We start from the raw sequence: 25,495 nt of genomic DNA, 5'->3' as shown, positions 1-25,495 counted from the left end.
CGGCCGTTTCGACGGCCTTTTTTTTCGCCTGAAATCTGCTGAAAGGCATATCTCTTAAACGCATAACCAAATGAATAAATATGATTTATAGATATATAAATCAGCTGGTAAGGTCACTGCCATTGAAGCGAGATCGCAGCCTGCGAATCGCCTGTACCGCTTGAAGGAATCTGCAATGCTGGTCGTCTCACTCGGTGGCAGCCCCAGCCTGCGCTCCCGTTCCGGAGTGCTGCTGGAGCGTTCGCAACGCTGGTTGCAACAGCAAGGGGTGGAAGTGGTGAGTTATCAGGTACGGGACTTCCCGGCCGAGGATCTGCTCCACGCCCGCTTCGACAGCCCGAAGGTCCTCGACCTGCTGCAACAGATCGAAAATGCCGACGGTTTGCTTATCGCCACGCCGGTGTACAAGGCCTCGTTTTCCGGCGCGCTGAAGACCCTGCTGGATCTGCTCCCCGAGCGTGCCTTGAACCACAAGATTGTCTTGCCGATGGCCACCGGCGGCAGCATCGCCCACATGCTGGTGGTCGATTACGCCCTCAAGCCTGTGCTGTCGGCACTCAAGGCTCAGGAAATGCTTCAGGGCATTTTCGCCGAGGACAGCCAGATCGCTTACGGCGAAGGCAGTGCCGCCGCGCAACTGGCGCCGGCCCTGGAGCAACGCTTGCACGAGGCGCTGGACCAGTTCATCGGCGCCATGGCGCGTCGGCCGAAACCGCTGGAGCCGGGCCTGTTGAACGAACGTTTGTTGAGTGCTCGCTGGAGCATTTAAGCCTCATCGAAATTTGAAGTACTGGCCTTACTCGCCCGCCAACGGGCAAGCAGGTGCAGCCAAAACCCAACAGCAAAAAGGAGAGCGCTATGCGCACTGTATTTTTGCGTCGTGGTCTGGTCGCTCTGTTTGCTGCGGCTGTGTCCTTCGGCGCCATCACTCAAGCTCAAGCCGAGACATTGCGGATCGGTTATCAGAAGTACGGCACGCTGGTGCTGCTCAAAGCCAAAGGCACCCTGGAAAAACGTCTGGCGGCGCAAGGCGTCGATGTGCAATGGACCGAGTTCCCTGGCGGCCCGCAACTGCTGGAAGGCCTCAACGTCGGCTCGATCGACTTTGGCGTGACCGGCGAAACCCCACCGGTTTTCGCCCAGGCCGCTGGCGCTGATCTGCTCTACGTCGCCTACGAACCGCCAGCGCCGAACAGCGAAGCGATCCTCGTGCCGAAGGACTCGCCGATCAAATCGGTGGCTGATCTCAAGGGCAAGAAAGTCGCCCTGAACAAAGGCTCCAACGTGCACTACCTGTTGGTGCGTGCACTGGAAGACGCCGGTCTCAAGTACAGCGACATCCAGACTGTGTTCCTGCCGCCGGCCGATGCCCGTGCCGCGTTCGAACGTGGCAGTGTCGACGCCTGGGTCATCTGGGACCCGTACCAGGCCGCTGCCGAGAAACAACTGCAAGCGCACACCCTGCGCGATGGCAAAGGCATCGTCGACAACCACCAGTTCTATCTCGCGACCAAACCTTACGCGCAGAAGAATCCCGAGGTGATCAAGACCCTCGTCGAAGAAGTGCGCGCGGTTGGTGAATGGTCCAAAGCCAATCCGCAAGACGTGACGCAACAGGTGGCGCCATTGCTTGGCTTGCCGGCGGACATCACCCTGACCTCGGTGAAACGCCAGGGCTACGGCGCGCTGTTCCTGACCCCGGAAGTGGTCGCCGCGCAACAGAAAATCGCCGACACGTTCTACCAGCTCAAGCTGATTCCCAAGCCGTTGAGCATCAAGGATGTGATCTGGACCCCGCCGGCCGCTGTGGCCCAAAGCTCTCAAGCCCAGTAATTCGAATCCACAAGGAGACCACTCCATGAGCCTCAATATCTTCTGGTTCCTGCCTACCCACGGCGACGGCCATTACCTTGGCACCGCCGAAGGCGCCCGCGCGGTTGATCACGGTTATCTGCAACAGGTCGCGCAAGCGGCGGATCGTCTGGGGTTTGGCGGTGTGCTGATTCCCACCGGGCGTTCCTGCGAAGACTCGTGGCTGGTCGCGGCCTCGCTGATTCCGGTGACCCAGCGTCTGAAATTCCTCGTCGCCCTGCGCCCCGGGATCATTTCCCCGACGGTCGCGGCGCGCCAGGCTGCGACGCTGGATCGTCTGTCCGGCGGGCGTGCGCTGTTCAATCTGGTCACTGGTGGCGATCCGGAAGAACTGGCCGGTGACGGGCTGTTCCTCAACCATGAAGAACGCTATCAGGCCTCGGTGGAGTTCACCCGCATCTGGCGCCGCGTGCTGGAAGGCGAAACCGTCGATTACGACGGCGAGCACATCAGCGTCAAAGGCGCCAAGCTGCTCTATCCACCGATCCAGCAACCGCGTCCGCCGCTGTATTTTGGTGGCTCCTCCGAAGCGGCGCAGGATCTGGCCGCCGAGCAAGTGGAAATGGTCCTGACCTGGGGCGAGCCGCCGGCCGCAGTGGCCGAGAAGATCGCACAAGTGCGCGCCAAAGCCGCCAAGCTCGGCCGCACTGTGCGCTTCGGCATTCGTCTGCATGTGATCGTCCGTGAAACCAACGCCGAAGCCTGGCAAGCGGCGGATCGCCTGATCTCGCATCTGGACGACGACACCATCCAGCGTGCCCAGGCCTCGCTGGCGCGTTTCGATTCGGTCGGCCAGCAACGCATGGCCGCGCTGCACGGTGGCAGCCGCGACAACCTCGAAGTCAGCCCGAATCTCTGGGCTGGCGTCGGTCTGGTGCGCGGCGGTGCCGGTACTGCGCTGGTCGGTGACGGGCCGACCGTGGCGGCGCGGGTCAAGGAATACGCGGATCTGGGCATCGACACCTTCATCTTCTCCGGTTATCCACACCTCGAAGAATCGTATCGGGTGGCCGAACTGCTGTTCCCGCACCTTGACGTCGAGCGCCCGGAACTGCCGAAAAGCGCCGGTTATGTCAGCCCGTTCGGCGAGATGGTTGCCAACGACATCCTGCCCAAAGCCGCGTCGCAGAGCTGAGGCGCGGCCATGAAGAAATTTATCCACAGCCTCGCGCCTTGGGCGTTGCCGGTGTTGCTCCTGGCGGTGTGGCAGTTGTCGGTGTCGGCGGGCTGGTTGTCGACGCGCATTCTGCCGGCACCGGTGGCGGTGATCGAGGCCGGCGTCAGCCTGGTGCGCAGCGGCGAGATCTGGACGCACCTGGCGATCAGCGGCTGGCGCGCGGCACTCGGTTTCACCATTGGCGGCAGCATCGGCCTGGTGCTGGGTTTCATCACCGGTCTGTCGAAGTGGGGCGAACGCCTGCTCGACTCCTCGGTGCAGATGATCCGCAACGTGCCGCATCTGGCGCTGATTCCGCTGGTGATTCTGTGGTTCGGCATCGACGAGTCGGCGAAGATTTTTCTGGTGGCGCTGGGTACGTTGTTCCCGATCTACCTCAACACTTACCACGGTATCCGCAATGTCGACCCGGCGCTGGTGGAGATGGCGCGCAGTTATGGCCTGAGCGGTTTCAGCCTGTTCTGGCAGGTGATTCTGCCGGGCGCGCTGCCGTCGATTCTGGTCGGCGTGCGCTTCGCCCTGGGCTTCATGTGGCTGACGCTGATCGTCGCCGAAACCATCTCGGCCAGCTCCGGCATTGGCTACCTGGCGATGAATGCCCGTGAGTTTTTGCAGACCGACGTGGTGGTGCTGGCGATCCTGCTTTACGCGGTGCTGGGCAAACTTGCCGACCTTGCCGCCCGTGGACTTGAACGCGTGTGGCTGCGCTGGCACCCGGCCTATCAGGTTGCCAAGGGAGGTGCGGCATGACTGCTCAACAACCTCCACGCCTGTTGCGCGGGATTCCACTGGCGGTGCGCAACCTGCAGAAAACCTTCGGCGCGCGCCAGGTGCTGCGCGACATCGATCTGCACATTCCGGCGGGGCAATTCGTCGCCGTGGTCGGGCGCAGCGGCTGTGGCAAGAGCACGTTCTTGCGCTTGCTCGCCGGCCTCGACCAGCCGACTGGCGGCGAGCTGCTCGCCGGCTCCGCGCCGCTCAGCCAGGCGCGCGACGACACGCGATTGATGTTCCAGGAAGCGCGGCTGCTGCCGTGGAAAAGGATCATCGACAACGTCGGCCTCGGCCTCAAGAGCAACTGGCGCCAGCAAGCGCTGGATGCACTGGAAGCAGTCGGCCTGGCGGATCGCGCCAATGAATGGCCGGCGGCGTTGTCCGGTGGCCAGAAGCAGCGTGTCGCGCTGGCCCGGGCGCTGATTCACCAGCCGCGTCTGCTGTTGCTCGATGAGCCGCTCGGCGCGCTGGATGCGCTGACCCGAATCGAGATGCAGCAACTGATCGAACGGCTCTGGCAGCAACACGGTTTTACCGTGCTGCTGGTGACCCACGACGTCAGCGAAGCGGTGGCGATTGCCGATCGGGTGATCCTGATCGAGGACGGCGAAGTCGGCCTCGACCTGCACGTTGAACTGCCGCGCCCGCGGGTCCGTGGCTCGCATCGCCTCGCCGCACTGGAAACCGAAGTGCTCAACCGTGTTCTGTCCCTGCCCGGTGAACCGCCGGCGCCGGAACCCGTTTCACCCCTGCCTACGCAATTGCGTTGGGCGCAATAACACCTTTTTTATCAACGACAGGAATCAATGCCATGACTATCAAAGCCATCAACGTGCGCAACCAGTTCAAAGGCTCGATCAAGGAAATCGTCCTCGGCGACGTGCTGTCGGAAATCGACGTGCAGACCGCTTCGGGCATCGTCACTTCGGTGATCACCACCCGTTCGGTCAAGGAGCTGGAACTGGTGGTTGGCAGCGAGGTGATCGCCTTTGTGAAATCCACCGAGGTGTCGATCGCCAAGTTGTAAGCCAGTGAGTAAAAAACAACCCCGGAGGGTGGTGAGCCCTTCGGGGTTTCTTTTTTGAAGATCAAAAGATCGCAGCCTTCGGCAGCTCCTACATTTGGAATGCATTCCCCCTGTAGGAGCTGCCGAAGGCTGCGATCTTTTAGCGTTTAGGTAGATAGGGCGGTAGATACAGGCCAATGTAGGCATCAAAGACCCGCATCCCTTCCTCGGCCATGCGCGGGGTGATCTGCCCGTGCTGCTGCACCGAGCGGGCATACACCCGGTCGCCCAGTTCCATGGCCAGGGCAAACACATCGACATCGTCCGGCAGCCTCGGCAGCTCGAAATGCTGATCGAACAACTTGTGCATCAGGTCGCCCAGTTCCAGATCGTGCTGGCGGTCAGCCTGGGTCACTTCGGTCAGGCCATGTTGCGCCAGAATCAGTTGCCGTGCGGCGGCATCCTGATCGTAGATCTCGAGCATGCGCTGTTCGACCAGTCGTGACAGATCACGCCAGTCGCGCAAAGCATCATGATCGATCGGCGCTTGCAGGCAGGCGCGGAAGGCCGCGTGGACATCGGCGGTCAGCGCTTCGAGCAGCGCCGGGACGCTGGCGAAGAAGTGATACACGGAAGAGGTCGGAATCTGCGCGCGCTCGGCGACGCTGTAGATCGACAGGCTGGCCACGCCCTCGGCGGCCAGCAGCGTGCGTGCGGCGTCGAGTATCGAATCGATCCGCGCCTGACTGCGGGCACGGGGTTTGCGAACGGTGGCGGGACGCGTCATGGAAGTCTCCTGCGGGGCAGCGGGCATTGTACGAGGCGGTTCCGGTGTTGTCTTGTCGGCTGCTTTCGCGAGCAGGCTCGCTCCCACATGGATCTCCAGCGAATCCAGATCTTCACCCCGCACGACATCCCTGTGGGAGCGAGCCTGCTCGCGAACCGCCGCAGGCGGCCATAAAAAAACGCCGTGGGCGCGAAGCCAACGGCGTTCCTTTGGACGCTATAACCGCTTATACGGTATGCAGATACCAGTTGTACTCAAGGTCGGAGATGGAGTGTTCAAACTCCTCCAGCTCGCTTTCCTTGCAGGCGACGAAGATATCGATGTATTTCGGATCGATGTACTTGGCCATCACCTCGCTGTCGTCCAGCTCGCGCAGGGCATCGCGCAAGTTGTTCGGCAGGCTCTGTTCGTTCTGCTCGTAGCTGTTGCCTTCGACAGGCGCGCCCGGCTCGATCTGGTTGACCAGACCGTGGTGTACGCCGGCCAGTACCGAAGCCATCAGCAGGTACGGGTTGGCGTCGGCGCCGGCCACGCGGTGTTCGATACGCACGGCATCGGCCGAGCCGGTCGGTACGCGAATCGCCACGGTGCGGTTGTCCAGCCCCCAGCACGGCGAGTTCGGTACATAGAACTGCGCGCCGAAGCGACGGTACGAGTTGACGTTCGGGCAGAGGAAAGCCATCTGCGCGGGCAGGGTCTCGAGCACACCGCCGATCGCGTGACGCAGCGCGGCGTTCTGCTCGGGATCCTCGCTGGCAAAAATGTTTTTGCCGGCTTTGTCCAGAATCGAAATGTGTACGTGCAGACCGTTGCCCGCCTGGCCCGGATACGGCTTGGCCATGAAGGTGGTGTCCATTTCATGGTCGTAGGCGATGTTCTTGATCAGACGCTTGAGCAGGACCGCGTAGTCGCAGGCCTTGATCGGGTCGGCGACGTGGTGCAGGTTCACTTCGAACTGCGCCGGGGCACTTTCCTTGACGATCGCGTCGGCCGGGATGCCTTGCTCTTTGGCGCCTTCCAGAATGTCCTGGAGGCAGTCGACGTATTCGTCGAGGTCGTCGATCAGGTAGACCTGAGTCGAATGCGGGCGTTTGCCGGAGATCGGCGAGCGTGGCGGCTGTGGACGGCCGTTCACGTTTTCCTGGTCGATCAGGTAGAACTCGAGTTCGAAGGCGGCGCAGATGGTCAGGCCGAGCTCGTCGAACTTGGTCACCACCTGACGCAGCACTTCACGGGGATCGGCGAAGAACGGGTCGCCTTCGAGTTCGTGCATGGTCATCAACAGTTGCGCGGTCGGGCGCTTCTGCCATGGCTCGTTGCACAGGGTATCGGGGATCGGATAGCAGATGCGATCGGCGTCGCCGATGTCCAGGCCCAGGCCGGTGCTTTCCACCGTGGAGCCGTTGATATCCAGAGCAAATAGAGAGGCCGGCAGGTTGATGCCTTTCTCGTAAACCTTGTGGAGGCTGGTGCGTTCGATGCGCTTGCCGCGCACCACACCATTCATATCCGCAATCAGAAGGTCAACGTACAGAACCTCAGGATGTTCCTTAAGGAACGCGTTCGCTTCGTTAAGCTGAACGGCACGCGGGGGTACCGACATGATGCAACACCTTTGTTGTTAAAAATATCAATCATTGATCTTTTCTGGTTTCAGTCAACCCGAACGGCCTGCCGAAGTCAAGCGAGGCCTTTTTTGCCCCGAAAAAGCGCTTGAAGGGCATTTATGGGGCACTTTGGGGCATTTTTTCAAACCTTGAACGTTGCTCAGCTGCGGGCTTGAGCAGGCCGTGTTGTATTTTTTACGGGGGTGTTGTGTAAAAAAATGAACAAGGCTAAGCTCCGGTCAAACCCATAACAGCAATAATACCGGGGTGCTTCATGTCTCGCCTGCCGTTAATCGGCATCACCGCCTGCTCGCAACAGTCCGGTCTGCATGCTCATCACATCAGTGGCGATCAATCCGTCCGTAGCGCAGCCAGCAAGGCGCGCAGCCTGTCGACGAGACTCTCGTCAACCACCGGCAAAACGGCAGCGTCCGATATTCTGGACGTCGGACACAGCACCCGCTTTATGGCGTCCCCTCCCACTATAGAACTCTTTCCCTCTCAAAGCCCATGCCGCGCTCAGCGTCGTGCTGGTGATTCTGCACGTTTGCAAAGTGCACGGGAAATGCAACGCCAGCGTCAAGGGCAGGTAAGCTCCTCCTTCATTGTCTATGCGCGGTGCCAGGCGTAAGCCGGCACTGCGCGAGCAAGCCCCCCTTTAACGCGACGCCCCAAGCGTCAAAATTGCCTGACATCGTCAGGAGACTCAGCCCAGAGGCATTTATGAGTAACAACCTCGACCAGCTCACCGATTGGTTGAAAGACCGCAAGATCACAGAAGTCGAATGCATGATTGGCGACCTGACCGGGATCACCCGGGGCAAGATTTCGCCGACCAACAAGTTCATCGCCGAGAAAGGCATGCGTCTGCCGGAAAGCGTGCTGTTGCAGACGGTGACCGGCGACTACGTCGAAGACGACATCTATTACGAACTGCTCGACCCGGCCGACATCGACATGATCTGCCGCCCTGATCAGAACGCCGTGTACCTGGTGCCGTGGGCCATCGAGCCGACCGCGCAGGTGATCCACGACACCTACGACAAGCAAGGCAACCCGATCGAGCTGTCGCCGCGCAACGTCCTCAAGAAGGTCTTGAAGCTGTATGCCGACAAAGGCTGGCAGCCGATCGTGGCGCCGGAAATGGAGTTCTACCTGACCAAGCGCAGCGACGACCCCGACTATCCGTTGCAGCCGCCGATCGGCCGCTCGGGTCGTCCGGAAATCGGGCGGCAGTCGTTCTCCATTGAGGCGGCCAACGAATTCGACCCGCTGTTCGAAGATGTTTACGACTGGTGCGAACTGCAGGAGCTGGACCTCGATACGCTGATCCACGAAGACGGCACGGCGCAGATGGAAATCAACTTCCGTCACGGCGATGCCCTGTCGTTGGCCGATCAGATTCTGGTGTTCAAGCGCACCATGCGTGAGGCCGCGCTCAAGCACGACGTGGCGGCGACATTCATGGCCAAGCCAATGACCGGCGAGCCGGGCAGCGCCATGCACCTGCACCAGAGCATCATCGACATTCAGACCGGCAAGAACGTCTTCTCCAACGAAGACGGGACCATGAGCCAACTGTTCCTGCATCACATTGGTGGCCTGCAGAAACTGATCCCCGAGCTGTTGCCGCTGTTCGCGCCGAACGTCAACTCGTTCCGCCGCTTCCTCCCGGACACCTCGGCACCGGTGAACGTCGAGTGGGGCGAAGAGAACCGCACCGTCGGCCTGCGCGTACCGGATGCCGGGCCGCAGAACCGTCGCGTGGAAAACCGCCTGCCGGGCGCCGACGCCAATCCGTATCTGGCGATCGCCGCGAGCCTGCTCTGCGGCTACATCGGCATGGTCGAGGGCCTCAACCCGAGCGCGCCGGTGGTCGGTCGTGGTTACGAGCGCCGCAACCTGCGCCTGCCGCTGACCATCGAAGATGCGCTGGAGCGCATGGAGAACAGCAAGACCGTCGAGAAATACCTCGGCAAGACCTTCATCACCGGCTACGTCGCGGTCAAGCGGGCCGAGCATGAAAACTTCAAGCGCGTGATCAGTTCCTGGGAGCGTGAGTACCTGCTCTTCGCCGTCTGATACGCCGGGCGCGGCGGCGAGCCGTCGCGCCTTCACCGATAACAAGGAGAATTGGCATGACCAGCAACAACCCGCAAACCCGTGAGTGGCAAGCGCTGAGCAGCGAACACCACCTGGCCCCGTTCAGCGACTTCAAGCAATTGAAAGAGAAGGGCCCGCGGATCATCACCAACGCCAAGGGCGTTTACCTGTGGGACAGCGAAGGCAACAAGATCCTCGACGGCATGGCCGGCCTGTGGTGCGTGGCGATCGGTTACGGCCGCGATGAACTGGCCGATGCCGCCGCCAAGCAGATGCGCGAGCTGCCGTACTACAACCTGTTCTTCCAGACCGCTCACCCGCCGGCGCTGGAACTGGCCAAATCGATCGCCGACGTGGCGCCTGAAGGCATGAACCACGTGTTCTTCACCGGTTCCGGCTCCGAAGGCAACGACACCATGCTGCGTATGGTCCGCCACTACTGGGCGATCAAGGGCCAGCCGAACAAGAAAGTCATCATCAGCCGCAAGAACGGTTATCACGGTTCCACCGTGGCCGGCGCGAGCCTCGGCGGCATGACCTACATGCACGAGCAGGGCGACCTGCCGATTCCCGGCATCGTCCACATCGCGCAGCCGTACTGGTTCGCTGAAGGCGGCGACATGTCGCCGGAAGAGTTCGGCATCTGGGCGGCCAATCAGCTCGAAGAGAAGATCCTCGAAGTCGGCGTCGACAACGTCGGTGCCTTTATTGCCGAGCCGATCCAAGGTGCCGGTGGCGTGATCATTCCGCCCGATACCTACTGGCCGCGCATCAAGGAAATCCTCGCCAAGTACGACATCCTTTTCGTTGCCGACGAAGTGATCTGCGGTTTCGGCCGTACCGGTGAGTGGTTCGGTAGCGATTTCTACGACCTTGCGCCTGACATGATGACCATCGCCAAGGGCCTGACTTCCGGCTACATCCCGATGGGTGGGCTGATCGTGCGTGATTCGGTGGTGGCCGTGCTCAATGAAGGCGGCGATTTCAACCACGGTTTCACTTACTCCGGGCACCCGGTGGCAGCAGCGGTGGGCCTGGAAAACATCCGCATCCTGCGCGAAGAAAAAATTATCGAGAACGCCCACAACGAAACGGCACCGTATTTGCAGAAACGTCTGCGCGAGCTGAACGATCACCCATTGGTGGGTGAAGTTCGCGGCGTCGGTCTGCTGGGGGCGATCGAGCTGGTGCAGGACAAGGCCACACGCAAGCGTTATGAAGGCAAGGGCGTCGGCATGATCTGCCGGCAGTTCTGCTTCGACAACGGCCTGATCATGCGCGCGGTCGGCGACACCATGATCATCGCGCCGCCGCTGGTGATCAGCAAAGCGGAGATCGATGAGCTGGTTACAAAAGCACGCAAGTGTCTGGACCTGACCCTCAATGCGCTGCAGGCCTAGGTGCTAGGCTTTGAGCGGGGGAGCTGCGGCGCACTCGCTCAAAGCTGTCAGAAAGGCTGGTCTTTTGTTGAAAGACCGCCTCGGATCTTGCCAGACTAGCCGCGGTTCCAGTTGTCCGGGTTCGGCCGCTGAACAAAGTGGTTCAAAAAAGAAAAATTTGGAGCATGACGCATGAAGGCATTAGGTAAAAAGCTAGCTGGCAAGACTCTGCTCGCGCTGTCCATGGCGGGCATGATGGCGGCTGCGGTGCACGCGGACGACAAGGTACTGCACGTCTACAACTGGTCCGACTACATTGCGCCGGACACCGTGGCCAACTTCGAGAAAGCCACCGGGATCAAAGTCGTCTACGACGTCTTCGACAGTAACGAAACCCTGGAAGCCAAGCTGCTGGCCGGCAAATCCGGTTACGACATCGTGGTGCCTTCCAACAACTTCCTCGCCAAGCAGATCAAAGCCGGGGTTTACCAGGAACTAGACAAGTCCAGACTGCCGAACTGGAAAAACCTCGACGAAGACCTGCTCAAGGCCGTTGGCGATGCCAGCGACCAGGGCAACAAGCACGCTTTCCCGTACATGTGGGGCTCGATCGGCATCGGCTACAACCCGGCCAAGGTCAAGGCTGCGCTGGGCATCGACAAGATCGATTCGTGGGACGTGGTGTTCAAGCCGGAAAACATCGAGAAGCTCAAAAGCTGCGGCGTGAGCTTCCTCGATGCCCCGACCGAAATGATTCCGGCGGCATTGCACTATCTGGGCAAGCCGACCAACAGCAAGGACAAGGCTGACCTCAAAGCCGCCGAAGACCTGTTCCTGAAGATTCGTCCTTCGGTTGCCTACTTCCACTCGTCCAAGTACATCTCGGACCTGGCCAACGGCAACATCTGCGTCGCCGTCGGCTACTCGGGTGACCTGGAACAATCCAAGACCCGCGCTCAGGAAGCCGGTGACAAGGTCAAACTGGCCTACACCATTCCAAAAGAAGGCGCCGGTACTTTCTACGACATGGTCGCCATTCCCAAGGATGCCGAAAACGTCGAAGCCGCCTACAAGTTCATGAACTACCTGCTGGAGCCGCAAGTGATGGCCGGCATCACCAACGCCGTGCGTTTCCCGAACGGCAACAAGGCCGCGACGCCTCTGGTGGACAAGGACATCACCAGCGATGCGAGCATCTACCCGTCGGCTGAAGTGAAGAAGCAGCTCTATGCGATCAGCGATCTGGACGCCGCCACACTGCGTCTGATCACCCGCAGCTGGACCAAGATCAAATCGGGCAAATAAGCCGGTTTGTCGCCACAACCACTGGCCGTCGTCGCCGAGACGGCGGTCAGCGGATAATTAAATGACAGAAAGTTTTGCTGGATCGGTTTTTCGAAGGTAAGTTGCGCGCCGGTTTTGTTGTCGGGCAGCCACGGCTGTCATGCAGCGCGGGGCAACTTGGGCCCAATCAATCTAGAGGACCTCCCCCTTGCCTGTATTTTCTTCTTTACGCAAAACCCTGCTGGCCGCTGCCGGCCTGACAATCGCTGTCGGAGCCCAGGCCGCCGGTACGGTGCATATTTATAACTGGTCCGATTACATCGGCGAATCGACCCTGGCCGACTTCGAGAAAGAGACCGGGATCAAACCGGTCTACGACGTCTTCGATTCCAACGAAACCCTGGAAGGCAAGCTGCTCGCCGGGCGCACCGGTTACGACGTGGTCGTGCCGTCGAACCACTTCCTTGGCAAGCAGATCAAGGCGGGCGCGTTCCAGAAGCTCGACAAGGCACAACTGCCGAATTATTCCAACCTCGACCCGGTGCTGCTCAAGCGCCTGGAGCAGAACGACCCCGGCAATCTCTACGCCGTACCGTATCTGTGGGGCACCAACGGCATTGGCTACAACGTCGACAAGGTCAAAGCCGTGCTCGGCATCGACAAAATCGACTCCTGGGCCGTGCTGTTCGAACCGGAAAACATCAAGAAGCTGCACAGCTGCGGCGTCGCGTTCCTCGATTCGGCAGATGAAATGATGCCGACCATGCTCAATTACCTGGGCCTGAACGCCAACAGCACCAATACCAAGGACTACGAAAAGGCCACCGCCAAGTTGCTCGCGGTGCGCCCGTACGTGACCTATTTCCACTCGTCGAAGTACATCGGCGATCTGGCCAACGGCGACATCTGCGTGGCCATCGGTTTCTCCGGCGACATCTTCCAGGCGAAGAACCGTGCCGAGGAAGCGAAGAAGGGCGTCAACATCGCTTACTCGATTCCGAAAGAGGGCGGCGCGCTGTGGTTCGACATGCTGGCGATCCCCAAGGATTCGTCAAACGTCAAGGAAGCCCACGCCTTCATCAATTATTTGCTGAAACCTGAGGTGATTGCCCAGGTCAGTGATTACGTCGGTTACGCCAACCCCAATCCGGGTTCGGACAAGCTGATGGAACAATCCATTCGCACCGATGAAGCGGTTTACCCACCGCAAGCAGTCCTCGACAAGACCTACGTGTCGACCGAGTTGCCAGCCAATATTCAGCGTTTGATGACCCGCAGCTGGACCAAGGTCAAGTCGGGCAAATAACGCACAAACTATCCAGGGTTCGTCTTGCGTGGCGAACTGCTGCTTCTGTTGGGAGTTTCGTAAATGGCAGTTGCCTCCGGCGCCTACAAGAAAGCCCTCGAGGGCGACCAGACACCGAAACAGGTGCTGGTCAAAATCGACCGGGTCACGAAGAAGTTCGACGAGACGATTGCCGTGGACGATGTGTCCCTGGAAATCAAGAAGGGCGAGATCTTCGCCCTGCTCGGCGGTTCGGGATCGGGCAAATCCACCTTGCTGAGGATGCTGGCAGGCTTCGAACGGCCCACGGAAGGGCGGATTTTCCTCGACGGCGTCGACATCACCGACATGCCGCCGTACGACCGTCCGATCAACATGATGTTTCAGTCCTACGCCCTGTTCCCGCACATGACCGTGGCGCAGAACATCGCCTTCGGCCTGCAGCAGGACAAGATCCCCAAGGCCGAGATCGACGCCCGCGTGGCCGAGATGCTCAAGCTGGTGCAGATGAGCCAGTACGCCAAGCGCAAGCCGCATCAACTGTCCGGCGGTCAGCGTCAGCGCGTGGCCCTGGCCCGTTCGCTGGCCAAGCGGCCGAAGCTGCTGCTGCTCGACGAACCGATGGGCGCACTGGACAAGAAACTGCGCTCGCAGATGCAGCTGGAACTGGTGGAAATCATCGAGCGCGTCGGCGTGACCTGCGTGATGGTGACCCACGACCAGGAAGAGGCCATGACCATGGCCGAGCGCATCGCGATCATGCACCTGGGCTGGATCGCGCAGATCGGCAGCCCGATCGACATCTACGAAACCCCGACCAGCCGTCTGGTCTGTGAATTCATCGGCAACGTCAACATCTTCGAAGGCGAAGTGATCGATGACGCCGAAGGCCACGCGACCATCACCTGCAAGGACCTCGACCGGCAGATCTACGTCGGCCACGGCATCAGCACCTCGGTGCAGGACAAGTCGGTCACCTACGCGATTCGTCCGGAGAAACTGCTGGTCACCGCCGACATGCCGACCTGCGAATACAACTGGTCGAGCGGCAAGGTCCACGACATCGCCTATCTGGGCGGCCACTCGGTGTTCTACGTCGAATTGCCGAGCGGCAAACTGGTGCAGTCGTTCGTTGCCAACGCCGAACGTCGCGGCGCGCGTCCGACCTGGGGCGATCAGGTCTACGTGTGGTGGGAAGACGACAGCGGCGTGGTGCTTCGCTCATGAACATGCGCAAATTCAAACGCCGCATCAACCGAATCATCCCCAATGGCCGGCAGCTGGTCATCGGGGTGCCATTCATCTGGCTGTTCCTGTTCTTCATGCTGCCGTTCTTCATCGTTCTGAAGATCAGCTTCGCCGAAGCCGACGTGGCGATCCCGCCGTACACCGAGATCTACACCTACGCCGAGCAGAAGCTGCAACTGCTGCTGAACCTGGGCAACTACGCGATGCTCGGCGACGACGAGCTGTACATCGCCGCCTATCTCGGCTCGCTGAAAATGGCCTTTATCAGCACCGTGCTCTGCCTGCTGATCGGTTATCCGATGGCCTACGCCATCGCCAGCGCGCGCAAAGAGCTGCAAACGGTGCTGGTGCTGCTGATCATGATGCCGACCTGGACCGCGATCCTGATCCGCGTCTACGCGTGGATGGGCATCCTAAGCAACAACGGCCTGCTCAACGGATTCCTGATGAGCATGGGCCTGATCGACGAGCCGCTGCAGATCCTCAACACCAACCTTGCCGTGTATATCGGCGTGGTCTATTCCTATCTGCCGTTCATGATCCTGCCGCTGTACGCCAATCTGGTCAAACATGATCAGAGCCTGCTGGAAGCTGCGTCGGACCTGGGTTCGAGCACCTTCAACAGCTTCTGGAAAATCACCATTCCGCTGTCCAAGAACGGCATCATCGCCGGCTGCATGCTGGTGTTCATTCCGGTGGTCGGCGAGTTCGTCATTCCGGAACTGCTCGGCGGCCCGGAAACCCTGATGATCGGCAAGGTGCTCTGGCAGGAGTTCTTCAACAACCGCGACTGGCCGGTGGCGTCCGCGCTGGCGGTGGTGATGCTGGCGATCCTGATTGTGCCGATCATCCTGTTCAACCGCAGTCAGGCCAAGGAAATGGAGGGTAAAGAATGAAGCGCTTGCGTTTCTCCAGTCTGATGCTGGTACTGGGCCTGATCTTCATCTATCTGCCGATGCTGATCCTGGTGATCTACTCGTTCAACGCCTCGAAACTGGTAACGGTGTGGGGTGGCTGGTCGATCAAGTGGTACGTCGGCCTGCTCGACAACTCGCAGCTGATGGGCTCGGTGCTGCGCTCGCTGGAAATCGCCTGCTACACGGCGGTTGCTGCGGTGGCGCTGGGTACATTGGCGGCGTTCGTGCTGACGCGCATCACTCACTTCAAGGGCCGCACGCTGTTCGGCGGCCTGGTGACTGCGCCACTGGTCATGCCGGAAGTGATCACCGGTCTGTCGCTGTTGCTGCTGTTCGTAGCCATGGCGCAGATGATCGGCTGGCCGCAGGAGCGCGGGATCGTCACCATCTGGATTGCGCACACCACGTTCTGTGCGGCGTACGTGGCGGTGGTGGTGTCGGCGCGTTTGCGTGAGCTGGACCTGTCGATCGAAGAAGCGGCGATGGACTTGGGCGCGCGGCCGTGGAAGGTGTTCTTCCTGATCACCATCCCGATGATCGCGCCATCGTTGGCAGCGGGCGGGATGATGTCGTTCGCGCTGTCGCTGGATGACCTGGTGCTGGCGAGCTTCGTTTCCGGTCCGGGTTCGACGACCCTGCCGATGGAAGTGTTCTCGGCGGTGCGCCTGGGCGTGAAACCGGAGATCAACGCCGTGGCCAGCCTGATTCTGCTGGCAGTGTCGCTGGTGACCTTCCTCGTCTGGTTCTTCAGCCGCCGCGCCGAAGAAGCACGCAAGAAGGCCATCCAGCAAGCCATCGAAGAAAGCGCCGCCGATTCGTGGAAGCAACCGGACGCGCGTCGCGCGCCTGCGCCACAATCGGCTTGAGCAATATCAGGTTGGCCTCAACCTCGAGGCCAACCCGGTTGTAAATGTGGGAGCGAGCCTGCTCGCGAAGACGGAGTGTCTGTCGACTCAGATGTCGGCTGACACAGCGCTTTCGCGAGCAGGCTCGCTCCCACATTCGATCTCAGTTGACCCAAGGAGAGCGGCGGATGACCTCGACGAAATTCATCGGCTTGAAACCCGGTTCCTGATCCTTCAGCACATCGGTCTTCACATTGCCGAACGTAGTCTGCGGACGATGACGCAAGCCATCGGCAAACGCGCAGATGATGCACTCCTTGAAGCCCTCGCCGCGTGGATGCGCATGCACCACGGCTTCGCGCTGCACGCTGCTGAACGCCGCGTAATCCATGCCCAGCACGTCCATTTCCACCCCGGCGGTCACCAGCGCGACGGTCGGGCGCAGATGCTTGGGCACGCCCGGTGTGGTGTGCAGGGCAATCGACAGCCAGACCTGCTCGATGTCGTCATCGCTCAGCCCGTACGGCTTGAGAAAGGCTGCCGCGGCATTCGCGCCGTCCACTTCGAAACGCTCGTCATCGCTGCGATGACCTTCCACCAGGCCAAGGTCATGGAACATCGCGCCGACGTACAGCAGCTCCGGGTTATAGGCCAGTTGCTGGCGCTCACCGCTCAAGGCACCGAACAAAAACACCCGGCGCGAGTGGTGATAGAGCAGGTCGGATTCGATGTCGCGGATGTATTCGGTGGTGGCCCGGGCGAGGGCGCTGTCAGGGATCTTGATGCCGGCGATGGTGCTGGTCATAACGGTTTCCTCGTCGAAAACGCCGTCGTGGCGCTGCTGGAGAAAGTCTGTTCCCGGCGCGCCAGGCGAGCAATCGAGTCATGGCTGCGATCCTTGCCATTGCACCTGCAAATCGTGCCAAGCTCGCTTGTCGGGTGTGGATTGGCCAGGTTGGCTCGATCAACAAGCCAGGCACGGCCCATGTGGGAGCGAGCCTGCTCGCGAAGGCGGTGTGTCATTCGGCCGCTATGTTGCGTGTGATGACCTCTTCGCGAGCAGGCTCGTTCCCACAGGTTGGTGTGTTTGTCACAGGTATTGAGGACGTTTGAGCCATGAACAAATCCGTCGCCATCGTGGTATTCCCCGGCGTGCAGTCACTGGACGTCAGCGGCCCCATGGACGTGTTCGCCGAAGCCAACCGCTTCCTCGCCCCGCAGGATCACTATCGCTTGCAAGTGATCGGTCTCGAGCACGGGCCGATGGCCTGTTCCAACGGCATGAGCCTGAACGCCCACTGCCACTTCAGCGAAGCAACGGATATTCATGACCTGTTGCTGGTTGCCGGTGGCCCGCAATTGCCGTTCATGGATTTCGGCCCGACGTTCGACGCCTGGCTGCATGACGCCTGTGGTCGCGCCCGGCGTTTCGGCTCGATCTGCAACGGCGCGTTCATGCTCGCCCGCGCCGGTTTGCTGGACGGGCGCACCGTCACCACCCATTGGAACGACGCCGAGGCGCTTGTGCAGTTGTGCCCCACCACGCGGGTCGAGGCGGATCGCCTGTATGTGGAGGACGGCACGCTCTATACGTCGGCCGGGGTCACGGCAGGCATCGATCTGTCGCTGTACCTGTTGGCGCGCGATCACGGTGCCGAGGTGGCGCTGAGTGTGGCGAAACGGCTGGTGGTGTTCACCCAGCGCTCGGGCGGGCAATCGCAGTTCAGCCCGTTCCTCACGCCGCATGCCGAACCGACGTCAGCGGTGGCGCTGGTGCAGCTGTATGTGTTGGCCAATCTCACTGGCGACCTGACGATTGCCGATCTGGCCAATGCAGCGAACATGAGTGCGCGCAATTTCTCGCGGGTGTTCGCCCGGGAAGCCAAAGTGACCCCGGCGGAGTTCGTCGAACGAGCGCGGGTGGATGCAGCGCGGGTGATGTTGGAAAGCACCACGGCGCCGTTGAAGACCGTGGCCTATCAGTGCGGGTTTCGGGATGCGCAGCATATGCGCAGTGTGTTCAACCGGCGCTTGGGAGTGACGCCGCAGCAGTTTCGGCTGAATTTTGCGCTGGATGTCTGATCCGGGCTTGAGCTCGAAAGCCCTCACCCCAGCCCTCTCCCAGAGGGAGAGGGGGCCGACCGCGGTGTCTGGCGTGTTACATCGACCTGAAAGACCTTATCGATTATGGATTCGGTGCCAATCTTGCACGTCGGCGCTTCTCCCCAATATCCCCCAATCGGTCCCCTCTCCCTCTGGGAGAGGGCTAGGGTGAGGGGCTCTTCAGGGCTTGCGCGCAGGCAACAGCTTCAAGGTACTGCGCGTATTCGCCAGCACCTCTTCCTCGCTGAAATGCGCCTGCACATAAATCCCCTCCACATATGCTTCAGCCTGATCGTCATAGTGACGATCAAACGGCACACCACTCTGGCCCACCGGATTGATCGTCAGGCCATGTACCGGATCGGCGAAATCCACCAGACGCCGCGTCGACGGTCCATAGGTCACCGGCCATGGCGCCGGGCCGATTTTCGCCGAGAGGTTGTTCGGCACTTCGTGGCTGCCTGGCGCAGCGAACGGGCCGACGTTGAACAGGCGATCCAGCGGCTTCTGCTGGCCCAGCGGATGGCCATGGGTCAGGATGTGCGCCGCGCCCCACTGCCAACCCGCAACATCGTCGCCGAGGGTCAATTGCAGATGCTGCATGCTCGCCGCCCATGCCGTGCGCACGATGTCGCCCCGGGTTTCTCTCACCGGCGTGCTGCGATTGTCCCACCAGGGTGAATCAGCTCTCGCCGCCAGTCGCGGCAAGGCGGAATCGATCACCCGCGTCGACAGCAGTGTCTCGAAGAAATCATTGCCCAACTCGTCGCGCATCGCCGCGTCGGCAAGCTCGTAGAGGAACTGGTTGAACAACGTCGCGCTGACCGAATCCAGCGGATAGTCGCCGGGCCATTGCGCCAATTGCTCGACCAATTTGCGTTGCGCCGGATCGCTGATTACCTCACGCAACACCGGCAACAGCGGCGCCAACAGACGCGGGCCGTAGCCGGTCGTCGTGCCCAGCTGCAGTTTCTGGTTGGCCTCGTTGCTCCACTTGACCCGGTTGTCGCTGAGCTGACGGTCAAGCTGCTGGCCGCGATCGGCGAGGTTGTAGTAACCGGGAATCTCCATGCCGGTCGGCGATACCGGCTGGAAGTTGGCCGAGACGATATAGCCGCGCGCCGGGTTCTCTTCCTGTGGGTTGGCACTGAATGGGTAGTAACCGTCCTTGTCCGCATCAGGCGTGCTGCCGTCGAGAATGAAGCCCGGTTTCACCCCGGCCGGACGTTTCGGCAGCAAGGCCGAGGCCCACCAGGCGATATCGCCCTTGGCATTGGCGTAAACCAGATTCAGGCCCGGCGCCTGGACTTTCGCCGCCGCGACGCGGGCCTTGGCCAGGGTATCGGCGCGGTTGAGCTGGTAGAAACCGTCGAGGATCGGGTTGGGTGTTTCGAGGAATGCCCACCACATCGCAATCGGGGTTTTTCCGGCAGCGCTGCCGAGGGCATCGTTGACGATCGGCCCATGCGGCGATTGGCGCAAGGTGATCGTCACCGGCGCCTGACCTTTCACATTGATCTGCTGCTCGCTGACGAGCAGGTCGGTCCACTGGCCGCGGTACCAGACCTGATTGGGGTTGTCCGGATTGACCTTCTCGGCGATCAGATCGAGATCGTCGTTCTGGAACATGGTCAGGCTCCAGCCGAAGTCGAGGTTGTGGCCCAGAAACGCGAACGGCACCAGCGCCTGATGGTGGCCGTACAACTCGAAACCCGGCGCCGACAGCTGCGCCTCGTACCACACCGACGGCACCGAGAAGCGGATGTGCGGATCGCCGGCCAGCAACGGCTTGCCACTCTGGCTGCGGCTGCCGGCAATCACCCAGGCGTTGCTGCCTTCGAACTGCGGCAGACCGTTGTCGATCAGTGCCTGTTCGCTGAGGCGGGCGAGGGCGGTGAGGTCCTGCCAGTCGCCGGCGGCGAGGGTCGGCGCATGCCTGGCGTGATCGGTGGCGAGTACGCCTTTGGCCTGCCAGTCGAGATCGAACACATTGAGGTAATCGGCGCCGAGCTGATCGCGCACGTAGGTCAGCAGCGGCTCGGTGCGAAACGCGGCGGCAAAGCTGTAGGCCATGTAACCGGCGACGCTGATGCTGTCTTCGGCGGTGAACGGCCGCTTGGGGATGCCCAGCACGTCGAACTCGATCGGCGCGGCGTGGCTGTCCTGATACTGGTTGATGCCGTCCAGATAAGCTTGCAGGCCCTTCCACGCCGGCGATTGCTTGTCGAGGCTGGCGACATAACTGGCGGCGCGCTCGCGGATGCGCAGGCTGCGAAACAGCTTGTCGGTGTCGAGCAGTTTCGGCCCGAGCACTTCGGCCAGCTCACCCCGGGCGAGGCGACGCATGGCTTCCATCTGGAACAGCCGATCCTGCGCGTGCACATAACCGAGGGCGCGATAGAGGTCGGTTTCGTTCTCGGCACGGATATGCGGCACACCGCGCTCGTCATAGCGCACGGTCACCGAGCCTTGCAGGTTATGCAGCTGCACCTGGCCCTGGCGCGTCGGCTGCTTGCTGTAGACATACCCGCCAGCGGCGCAGAGCAGGACAACGACCAGCAGGGCAACGACGATCAACGCACGCTTCATGGTGACTCCTTGTGCAGGCGGGAGGGCCGCCCGTCGGGCTGCAAACATTTAGCACAGAGCATCTGTGCGGTGCAGCGCTGTCCTTGAAAAGTCCGGAATGCCTTACCGCGCATCCGCCGGCCACGGGCAATAACAACCCACCGCCAAGGTGTGAGTAGCGTTCACCGGGCGATCTTCCGTCAGGGCATGCAGGATCGGTTCGATGAAGCTGTTGCTGGAGTTGCAGCTCAGGCCTTCGCTGTACGGGCCGAAGTAGGCCAGTTTACCGCTGCGATCCCAGATCGCCACGGCGGGGCTGGCGGGTATCTGTTCGGAGCCGGGCAGGACGATGATGGTTTTCAGGCTGGCGAGGGTGGCGGGCAACTGGCCGTGGCTGCCGGGTTTTTGCACGGCGAAGAACTCCACGCCGCGCGCGCCGAACTGTTCGACCATCTCGCTCAGGTGCTGTTGATTGCCGACGTTGCACGGACAGGCCGGGTCCCAGAAATGCACGAGACGGATATTGCCCGGTCCGGCGAGGTTGTCCGGCAGGCGCAGCGGATCGCCGGAAAACATCGCCGTGTGTTCGCTGAACGCACGCAGGTAGCGGCCCTGAAACCAGTCATACGCCGCCCACAGCACCCCGGCGCAGATCAGCGCGAGCAGGCTGGCGAACAGTGCGGTGCGGTAGGGCGAACGCATGGTTTCGGAATCTGAAAAGGTCGGCTAGCTTGCCATGTCTGGCACGACAGATGAATATCGCAGGCCGATAAAGTCCGTTAACCGCTTTGGAATGTCCGCATGCCTGATACTTTCGACCCTGATCATTTACGCGCGAGCCTCAAGCCGTTGGCCGAGTGGCAGCCGTTATCGGATGAGGCGAAGGCTTATCAGCGCTTCTACAAGACCGACTTCGCCGAGCGCGATGTGTGGCGCGGCATGGGTCGTTTCGAAGTCGATGGCTACGAGTTGGTCAGCCATTGCTGGTGGCCGGAGAAGGTCAAGGCGACGCTGTTTCTGCTGCACGGTTACTACGATCACATCGGCCTGTACCGGCATGTGATCGAGTGGGCGCTGGATCAGGATTTCGCCGTGATTGCCTGCGACTTGCCGGGGCATGGGCTGTCGAGCGGGCCACGGGCGAGCATCCGCGATTTCGCTGAATATCAGCACATGCTGCAAGCGCTGTTTGCCGAAGCCCATTCGATCGCGCTGCCGCAGCCGTGGCATTTGTGCGGGCAGAGCACCGGTGGTGCGATTGTCGTCGATCACCTGCTCAACCATGGCGAGAACAGCCCGGCGCAGGGGCAGGTGATTCTGCTGGCACCGCTGGTGCGACCACGGGCCTGGGGCTGGTCGCAGTTGAGTTATTACCTGCTGCGGCCATTTGTTCGCGGCGTCGCGCGGCGCTTCAGCGTAAATTCCAACGATCCGGACTTTCTGCCGTTTCTGCAGGCTGATCCGTTACAGCCTCGGCGTCTGCCGACGAAGTGGGTGGGCGCGTTGTCGCGCTGGATCATCCGCGTCGAGCACGCGAAAAAAAGCCCGCGACGACCGCTGATCATTCAGGGGCAGGCGGACATGACCGTCGACTGGCAGCACAATCTGCAGGTGTTGAAATGGAAGTTCGACCGCCCGCAGATTCTGCTGCTGGCCGAGGCGCGGCATCATCTGGCCAATGAAACGGCGGAGATGCGTGAGGAGTATTTCGAGTTTTTGAGCAAGCGGATCAGGGGCCGGAATCTCTGAACCGTTAAGGCAAGATCAAAAGATCGCAGCCTTCGGCAGCTCCTACAGGGGGACGCGTTTCAATGTAGGAGCTGCCGAAGGCTGCGATCTTTAAGGTTGGCCGACCGCCAACCCCGCCCGAATCGCCGCCAGCGCCGCCTGATAGTAAGCCTTGCCCTCGGTCGACTCGGCAAACGTCGCAAATTCTTCCAGCTCTTCATCCGACAAATCGCGATAGACGTAGAGCAGCGTGTTATTCAGATCGGCGCCGATCTGATCCATCAGGCGCTGGCGCTGGCCGTTCAACATGCCCTGCGCCTGACCGCCACCGAGCAATCCCGGAATCATCGAACTCAAACTGTCCGCCGCCACGCCGGCAATCGCCAGACTGACCTCGGCGCCAGCCTCACGGGCCGGCAGGGCTTGCGCCAAGTGGCCGATGATCAGCAAACGACTGTCGCTCGCCTGCATTTTTGGCAGGCCCTGGGCATTTTTCGCCAGTTGATCGCGGCGGGTCGCCAGCAGTTCGGCGGCGACGATTTTCTTGCCCAGTGGTGACTGGAAAAAGGTCAGCGCCGGTTTCGGATCGGCGAGTTTCTGCCGCAGTTGCGCTTCGGCGCGTTGATCCATGGCCTGCGCGGCGAACCGCTGGTTGCTGTTGTTGACCAGTGCTTGAAACACCGCAGGCGGCAGGCTGTTCTGATAGCGCTGCTGGGCGGCGCTCAGGGCATCGTTGAAATGCGCGCGTTGTTCTGGCCAGCCGGCGACCTTGTACAACTGATCAAAGCCGTCCGCCCAGGCGGGCAATACGCAGAACATCAACAGTGAAAAAAGCAAACGGCGCATAGGGACTCCTGTCAGCAGCGGACTATTCTCCGTGCGGTGCCGGTACTTGTCGAGAATTCGTAGCAAGCCGCTGCGTGGCTCTGTCGGATTTATTGCCGTCGGCATACTATGCGCGCCATGCCGATATCCTCTGAACACCCGCTGCTGTTACGCATTGTCGACGACCTGGCCGAACACGGCTGGTCGCAGCAGAACATCTTCCTGCCCGCCGATCTGACCCGGGCGCTGGCGGCCGAGTGCCGTAAACGTGAAGCCGAGGGCGAACTTGCGCCAGCGGCGGTCGGGCGCGGGCCGTTTTCGGAGATTCGTGAAGGTATTCGTGGCGATCACATTCAGTGGATCGACCCCGGCCAGGCCGACGCCACTGACCGCTACCTGAGCCTGATGGACAGTCTGCGCGAGGCGCTCAATCGTGGGCTGTTTCTGGGCCTGGAAGATTTCGAATGTCATTTCGCCCTGTACCCGCCCGGCGCGTTCTATCGCAAGCACGTCGACCGCTTTCGCGATGACGACCGGCGCATGGTGTCGGCAGTGATCTACCTCAACGACGCCTGGCTGCCGGAGGACGGCGGCCAGTTGCGCATGTACTTGAACGATGAGCGTGTGCACGATGTGCAACCTACCGGCGGCTGCCTGGTGGTGTTTCTCTCCGGCGAAGTACCCCACGAAGTACTGCCGGCCCATCGCGAACGGCTGTCGCTGACCGGATGGTTTCGTCGCCGTGGCAACGAGCCGTTCTGAGCATGGAAAAGATTCTCGTCAGCCGCTGCCTGTTGGGCCATCGCGTGCGTTATGACGGTGGCGCGAGTGGCCCGTTTGATCTGCTTGAGCAGTGGATCGAAGAAGGCCGGGTAGTGCCGTTGTGTCCGGAAGTGGCCGGTGGTTTGCCGACGCCGAGGGCGGCGGCGGAGATTCCCGGCGGGCAGGGCGGAGAGGTGCTCGATGGCAAAGCTGCTGTCATCACTACCGAAGGCGAGGATGTCAGTGCGCAGTTTCTCGAAGGTGCGCGCCAAGCGCTGGAGCTGGTGCAAAAGCACGGCATTCGGGTGGCGGTGCTCAAGGCCAACAGCCCTTCTTGCGGGAATCTGCTGACCTATGACGGGACGTTCAGTGGGGTCAAGGTCAGTGGCGAAGGGGTGACGGCGGCGTTGCTCAAGCGTCATGGGGTTCGGGTGTTCAGTGAGCTTGAGCTGCCGCAAGCCGCGCAGGCCCTGGCAGCACTTATCTAACAGACCGCCGCGATCTTATGTAGGAGTGAGCCTGCTCGCGATAGCGGTGGGTCAGTTAATGATTACTCGACTGACGAACCGCTATCGCGAGCAGGCTCACTCCTACAGGTTTTATGTTCACTTGGTTTCGGTGAACCACTTCTTCGACAGCGCCGCTAGCCGTCCGTCGTCTTTGATCCGCTGCATCGCGCTCTTGAGACTGGCCTGAAACGCCGGATTACCTTTCTGAAACGGAATCGCCAGTTCCACCGGCGCCGCCGCTTTCGGCTTCTCTTCGGTCAATGCCTGCACCAGCACCATCGGCCGCGGCGCATCGTCCTTCTTCGCCAGAAGTTGCCCGTCGACCTCGCCGTACGGCTCGCTGAAGTCGAAACGATCCTTGAGTTCGGGTGTCAGTGCTATGTGGTTGAGCGCGACGTCGTACTTGCCGCTTTCAACGCCCTGGAGCAGATCGCCCTCGTCGGTGACGATGAAGTCGGCGCGTACATCCAGCTCCTTGGCCAGAAGTTGCCCAAGCTCGACCTCGAACCCTGTGAGTGTGTCGCCTTCCTTGTAATTGAAGGGCGGTGTATTAGCCTCAAGGGCTATGCGCAGCTCGCCACGGTCGTTGACGTCATCAATCAGTTCGGCGTGAGCCAGCGGGCTCAGAAGGGGTAGCAGGCAGATCAGGCCAGGCAGCAAGCGCATGGTCACTCCTTTGAAATCATTATCGCGACGCTCTGATTCAGGCTCGCTTT

General features: G+C 61.0%; 24 protein-coding genes. 17 read left to right on the top strand and 7 right to left on the bottom strand.

Features of this window, described 5'->3' with window-relative positions; translation table 11 throughout:
- Positions 1 to 175: 175 nt before the first annotated feature.
- From ssuE to J2Y90_RS04565, 6 genes are all read left to right on the top strand, one after another.
- On the top strand, positions 176 to 769 hold the full coding sequence (gene ssuE, locus J2Y90_RS04590) for an NADPH-dependent FMN reductase (protein WP_042607062.1): 594 nt from the start codon (positions 176 to 178) through the stop codon (positions 767 to 769).
- Between the two features lie 89 nt (positions 770 to 858).
- Positions 859 to 1,833, top strand: coding sequence for a sulfonate ABC transporter substrate-binding protein (locus J2Y90_RS04585; RefSeq protein ID WP_253496976.1), 975 nt, complete (start codon positions 859 to 861; stop codon positions 1,831 to 1,833).
- Between the two features lie 25 nt (positions 1,834 to 1,858).
- Positions 1,859 to 3,007, top strand: a complete 1,149-nt coding sequence (gene ssuD / locus J2Y90_RS04580) for an FMNH2-dependent alkanesulfonate monooxygenase (RefSeq protein ID WP_016772653.1) — start codon at positions 1,859 to 1,861, stop codon at positions 3,005 to 3,007.
- Positions 3,008 to 3,016: 9 nt separating this feature from the next.
- A complete protein-coding gene (ssuC, locus tag J2Y90_RS04575) occupies positions 3,017 to 3,799 on the top strand; it encodes an aliphatic sulfonate ABC transporter permease SsuC (RefSeq protein ID WP_011336451.1) in 783 nt (260 codons plus the stop codon).
- The gene (gene ssuB / locus J2Y90_RS04570) at positions 3,796 to 4,602 is read left to right on the top strand and encodes an aliphatic sulfonates ABC transporter ATP-binding protein (protein ID WP_253496973.1); all 807 of its coding nucleotides are present in this window, start codon (positions 3,796 to 3,798) and stop codon (positions 4,600 to 4,602) included. The genes ssuC and ssuB overlap by 4 nt, the downstream gene beginning before the upstream one ends.
- Positions 4,603 to 4,634: 32 nt before the next feature.
- A complete protein-coding gene (locus J2Y90_RS04565) occupies positions 4,635 to 4,850 on the top strand; it encodes a TOBE domain-containing protein (protein ID WP_003229256.1) in 216 nt (71 codons plus the stop codon).
- A 139-nt stretch (positions 4,851 to 4,989) separates the two neighbouring features.
- Here the strand turns inward: J2Y90_RS04565 and J2Y90_RS04560 are convergent, their stop codons facing one another.
- Together J2Y90_RS04560 and J2Y90_RS04555 are read right to left on the bottom strand one after the other, a co-directional pair.
- Positions 4,990 to 5,616, bottom strand: coding sequence for a TetR/AcrR family transcriptional regulator (locus tag J2Y90_RS04560; RefSeq protein WP_253496969.1), 627 nt, complete (start codon positions 5,614 to 5,616; stop codon positions 4,990 to 4,992).
- 226 nt (positions 5,617 to 5,842) lie between these two features.
- Positions 5,843 to 7,219, bottom strand: a complete 1,377-nt coding sequence (locus J2Y90_RS04555) for a glutamine synthetase family protein (RefSeq protein WP_039757469.1) — start codon at positions 7,217 to 7,219, stop codon at positions 5,843 to 5,845.
- Positions 7,220 to 7,946: 727 nt separating this feature from the next.
- On the opposite strand from J2Y90_RS04555, the gene J2Y90_RS04545 reads away from it, so the two are divergent.
- The 7 genes from J2Y90_RS04545 to J2Y90_RS04515 all read left to right on the top strand — a co-directional run bounded on the left by J2Y90_RS04545 (position 7,947) and on the right by J2Y90_RS04515 (position 16,305).
- The gene (locus J2Y90_RS04545) at positions 7,947 to 9,305 is read left to right on the top strand and encodes a glutamine synthetase family protein (RefSeq protein WP_253496965.1); all 1,359 of its coding nucleotides are present in this window, start codon (positions 7,947 to 7,949) and stop codon (positions 9,303 to 9,305) included.
- 56 nt (positions 9,306 to 9,361) lie between these two features.
- The gene (locus J2Y90_RS04540; protein ID WP_253496962.1) at positions 9,362 to 10,726 is read left to right on the top strand and encodes an aspartate aminotransferase family protein; all 1,365 of its coding nucleotides are present in this window, start codon (positions 9,362 to 9,364) and stop codon (positions 10,724 to 10,726) included.
- Positions 10,727 to 10,897: 171 nt separating this feature from the next.
- On the top strand, positions 10,898 to 12,010 hold the full coding sequence (locus J2Y90_RS04535) for a polyamine ABC transporter substrate-binding protein (protein WP_253496958.1): 1,113 nt from the start codon (positions 10,898 to 10,900) through the stop codon (positions 12,008 to 12,010).
- 187 nt (positions 12,011 to 12,197) lie between these two features.
- A complete protein-coding gene (locus J2Y90_RS04530; RefSeq protein WP_301291603.1) occupies positions 12,198 to 13,295 on the top strand; it encodes a polyamine ABC transporter substrate-binding protein in 1,098 nt (365 codons plus the stop codon).
- Positions 13,296 to 13,358: 63 nt separating this feature from the next.
- Positions 13,359 to 14,501: an ABC transporter ATP-binding protein gene (locus J2Y90_RS04525; RefSeq protein WP_016772662.1), complete on the top strand. Its 1,143-nt coding sequence runs from the start codon at positions 13,359 to 13,361 to the stop codon at positions 14,499 to 14,501.
- Between the two features lie 35 nt (positions 14,502 to 14,536).
- Entirely contained in the window at positions 14,537 to 15,418 is an 882-nt protein-coding gene (locus J2Y90_RS04520; RefSeq protein WP_173867416.1) for an ABC transporter permease subunit, read from the top strand.
- On the top strand, positions 15,415 to 16,305 hold the full coding sequence (locus J2Y90_RS04515) for an ABC transporter permease subunit (RefSeq protein ID WP_253496956.1): 891 nt from the start codon (positions 15,415 to 15,417) through the stop codon (positions 16,303 to 16,305). Before J2Y90_RS04520 ends, J2Y90_RS04515 begins: the two co-directional genes overlap by 4 nt.
- Before the next feature lie 142 nt (positions 16,306 to 16,447).
- On the opposite strand, the gene J2Y90_RS04510 is transcribed toward J2Y90_RS04515, so the two are convergent.
- Complete coding sequence (locus J2Y90_RS04510; protein ID WP_253496953.1) at positions 16,448 to 17,089, bottom strand: HD domain-containing protein; 642 nt, start codon at positions 17,087 to 17,089, stop codon at positions 16,448 to 16,450.
- A gap of 311 nt (positions 17,090 to 17,400) precedes the next feature.
- Between J2Y90_RS04510 and J2Y90_RS04505 the strand changes: the two genes are divergently transcribed.
- A complete protein-coding gene (locus J2Y90_RS04505) occupies positions 17,401 to 18,366 on the top strand; it encodes a GlxA family transcriptional regulator (RefSeq protein ID WP_253496949.1) in 966 nt (321 codons plus the stop codon).
- A 201-nt stretch (positions 18,367 to 18,567) separates the two neighbouring features.
- Here J2Y90_RS04505 and J2Y90_RS04500 read toward each other — a convergent pair whose 3' ends face one another.
- Both J2Y90_RS04500 and J2Y90_RS04495 read right to left on the bottom strand, forming a co-directional pair.
- A complete protein-coding gene (locus J2Y90_RS04500; RefSeq protein WP_253496946.1) occupies positions 18,568 to 20,976 on the bottom strand; it encodes a penicillin acylase family protein in 2,409 nt (802 codons plus the stop codon).
- A gap of 102 nt (positions 20,977 to 21,078) precedes the next feature.
- Positions 21,079 to 21,657, bottom strand: a complete 579-nt coding sequence (locus tag J2Y90_RS04495; protein ID WP_253496942.1) for a DUF6436 domain-containing protein — start codon at positions 21,655 to 21,657, stop codon at positions 21,079 to 21,081.
- Between the two features lie 99 nt (positions 21,658 to 21,756).
- On the opposite strand from J2Y90_RS04495, the gene J2Y90_RS04490 reads away from it, so the two are divergent.
- Positions 21,757 to 22,704 carry an alpha/beta hydrolase gene (locus J2Y90_RS04490; protein WP_253496939.1) on the top strand — a complete coding sequence of 316 codons (948 nt, stop codon included), beginning with the start codon at positions 21,757 to 21,759 and terminating at the stop codon, positions 22,702 to 22,704.
- A gap of 90 nt (positions 22,705 to 22,794) precedes the next feature.
- On the opposite strand, the gene J2Y90_RS04485 is transcribed toward J2Y90_RS04490, so the two are convergent.
- Positions 22,795 to 23,529, bottom strand: coding sequence for a DUF2059 domain-containing protein (locus J2Y90_RS04485; protein WP_130900339.1), 735 nt, complete (start codon positions 23,527 to 23,529; stop codon positions 22,795 to 22,797).
- A 108-nt stretch (positions 23,530 to 23,637) separates the two neighbouring features.
- Between J2Y90_RS04485 and J2Y90_RS04480 the strand changes: the two genes are divergently transcribed.
- Together J2Y90_RS04480 and J2Y90_RS04475 are read left to right on the top strand one after the other, a co-directional pair.
- On the top strand, positions 23,638 to 24,270 hold the full coding sequence (locus J2Y90_RS04480; protein WP_064364708.1) for a 2OG-Fe(II) oxygenase: 633 nt from the start codon (positions 23,638 to 23,640) through the stop codon (positions 24,268 to 24,270).
- A 2-nt stretch (positions 24,271 to 24,272) separates the two neighbouring features.
- Positions 24,273 to 24,758 carry a DUF523 domain-containing protein gene (locus J2Y90_RS04475; protein WP_253496936.1) on the top strand — a complete coding sequence of 162 codons (486 nt, stop codon included), beginning with the start codon at positions 24,273 to 24,275 and terminating at the stop codon, positions 24,756 to 24,758.
- Positions 24,759 to 24,875: 117 nt separating this feature from the next.
- Here the strand turns inward: J2Y90_RS04475 and J2Y90_RS04470 are convergent, their stop codons facing one another.
- Positions 24,876 to 25,445 carry a transporter substrate-binding domain-containing protein gene (locus J2Y90_RS04470; protein ID WP_253496933.1) on the bottom strand — a complete coding sequence of 190 codons (570 nt, stop codon included), beginning with the start codon at positions 25,443 to 25,445 and terminating at the stop codon, positions 24,876 to 24,878.
- Between the last annotated feature and the right edge of the window lie 50 nt (positions 25,446 to 25,495).

It is taken from the genome of Pseudomonas koreensis, assembly GCF_024169245.1.
GTDB lineage: Bacteria > Pseudomonadota > Gammaproteobacteria > Pseudomonadales > Pseudomonadaceae > Aquipseudomonas > Aquipseudomonas koreensis_F.
The sequence above is the reverse complement of the archived record's forward strand: the minus strand, read 5'-3'. Positions and strand labels throughout refer to the sequence as shown.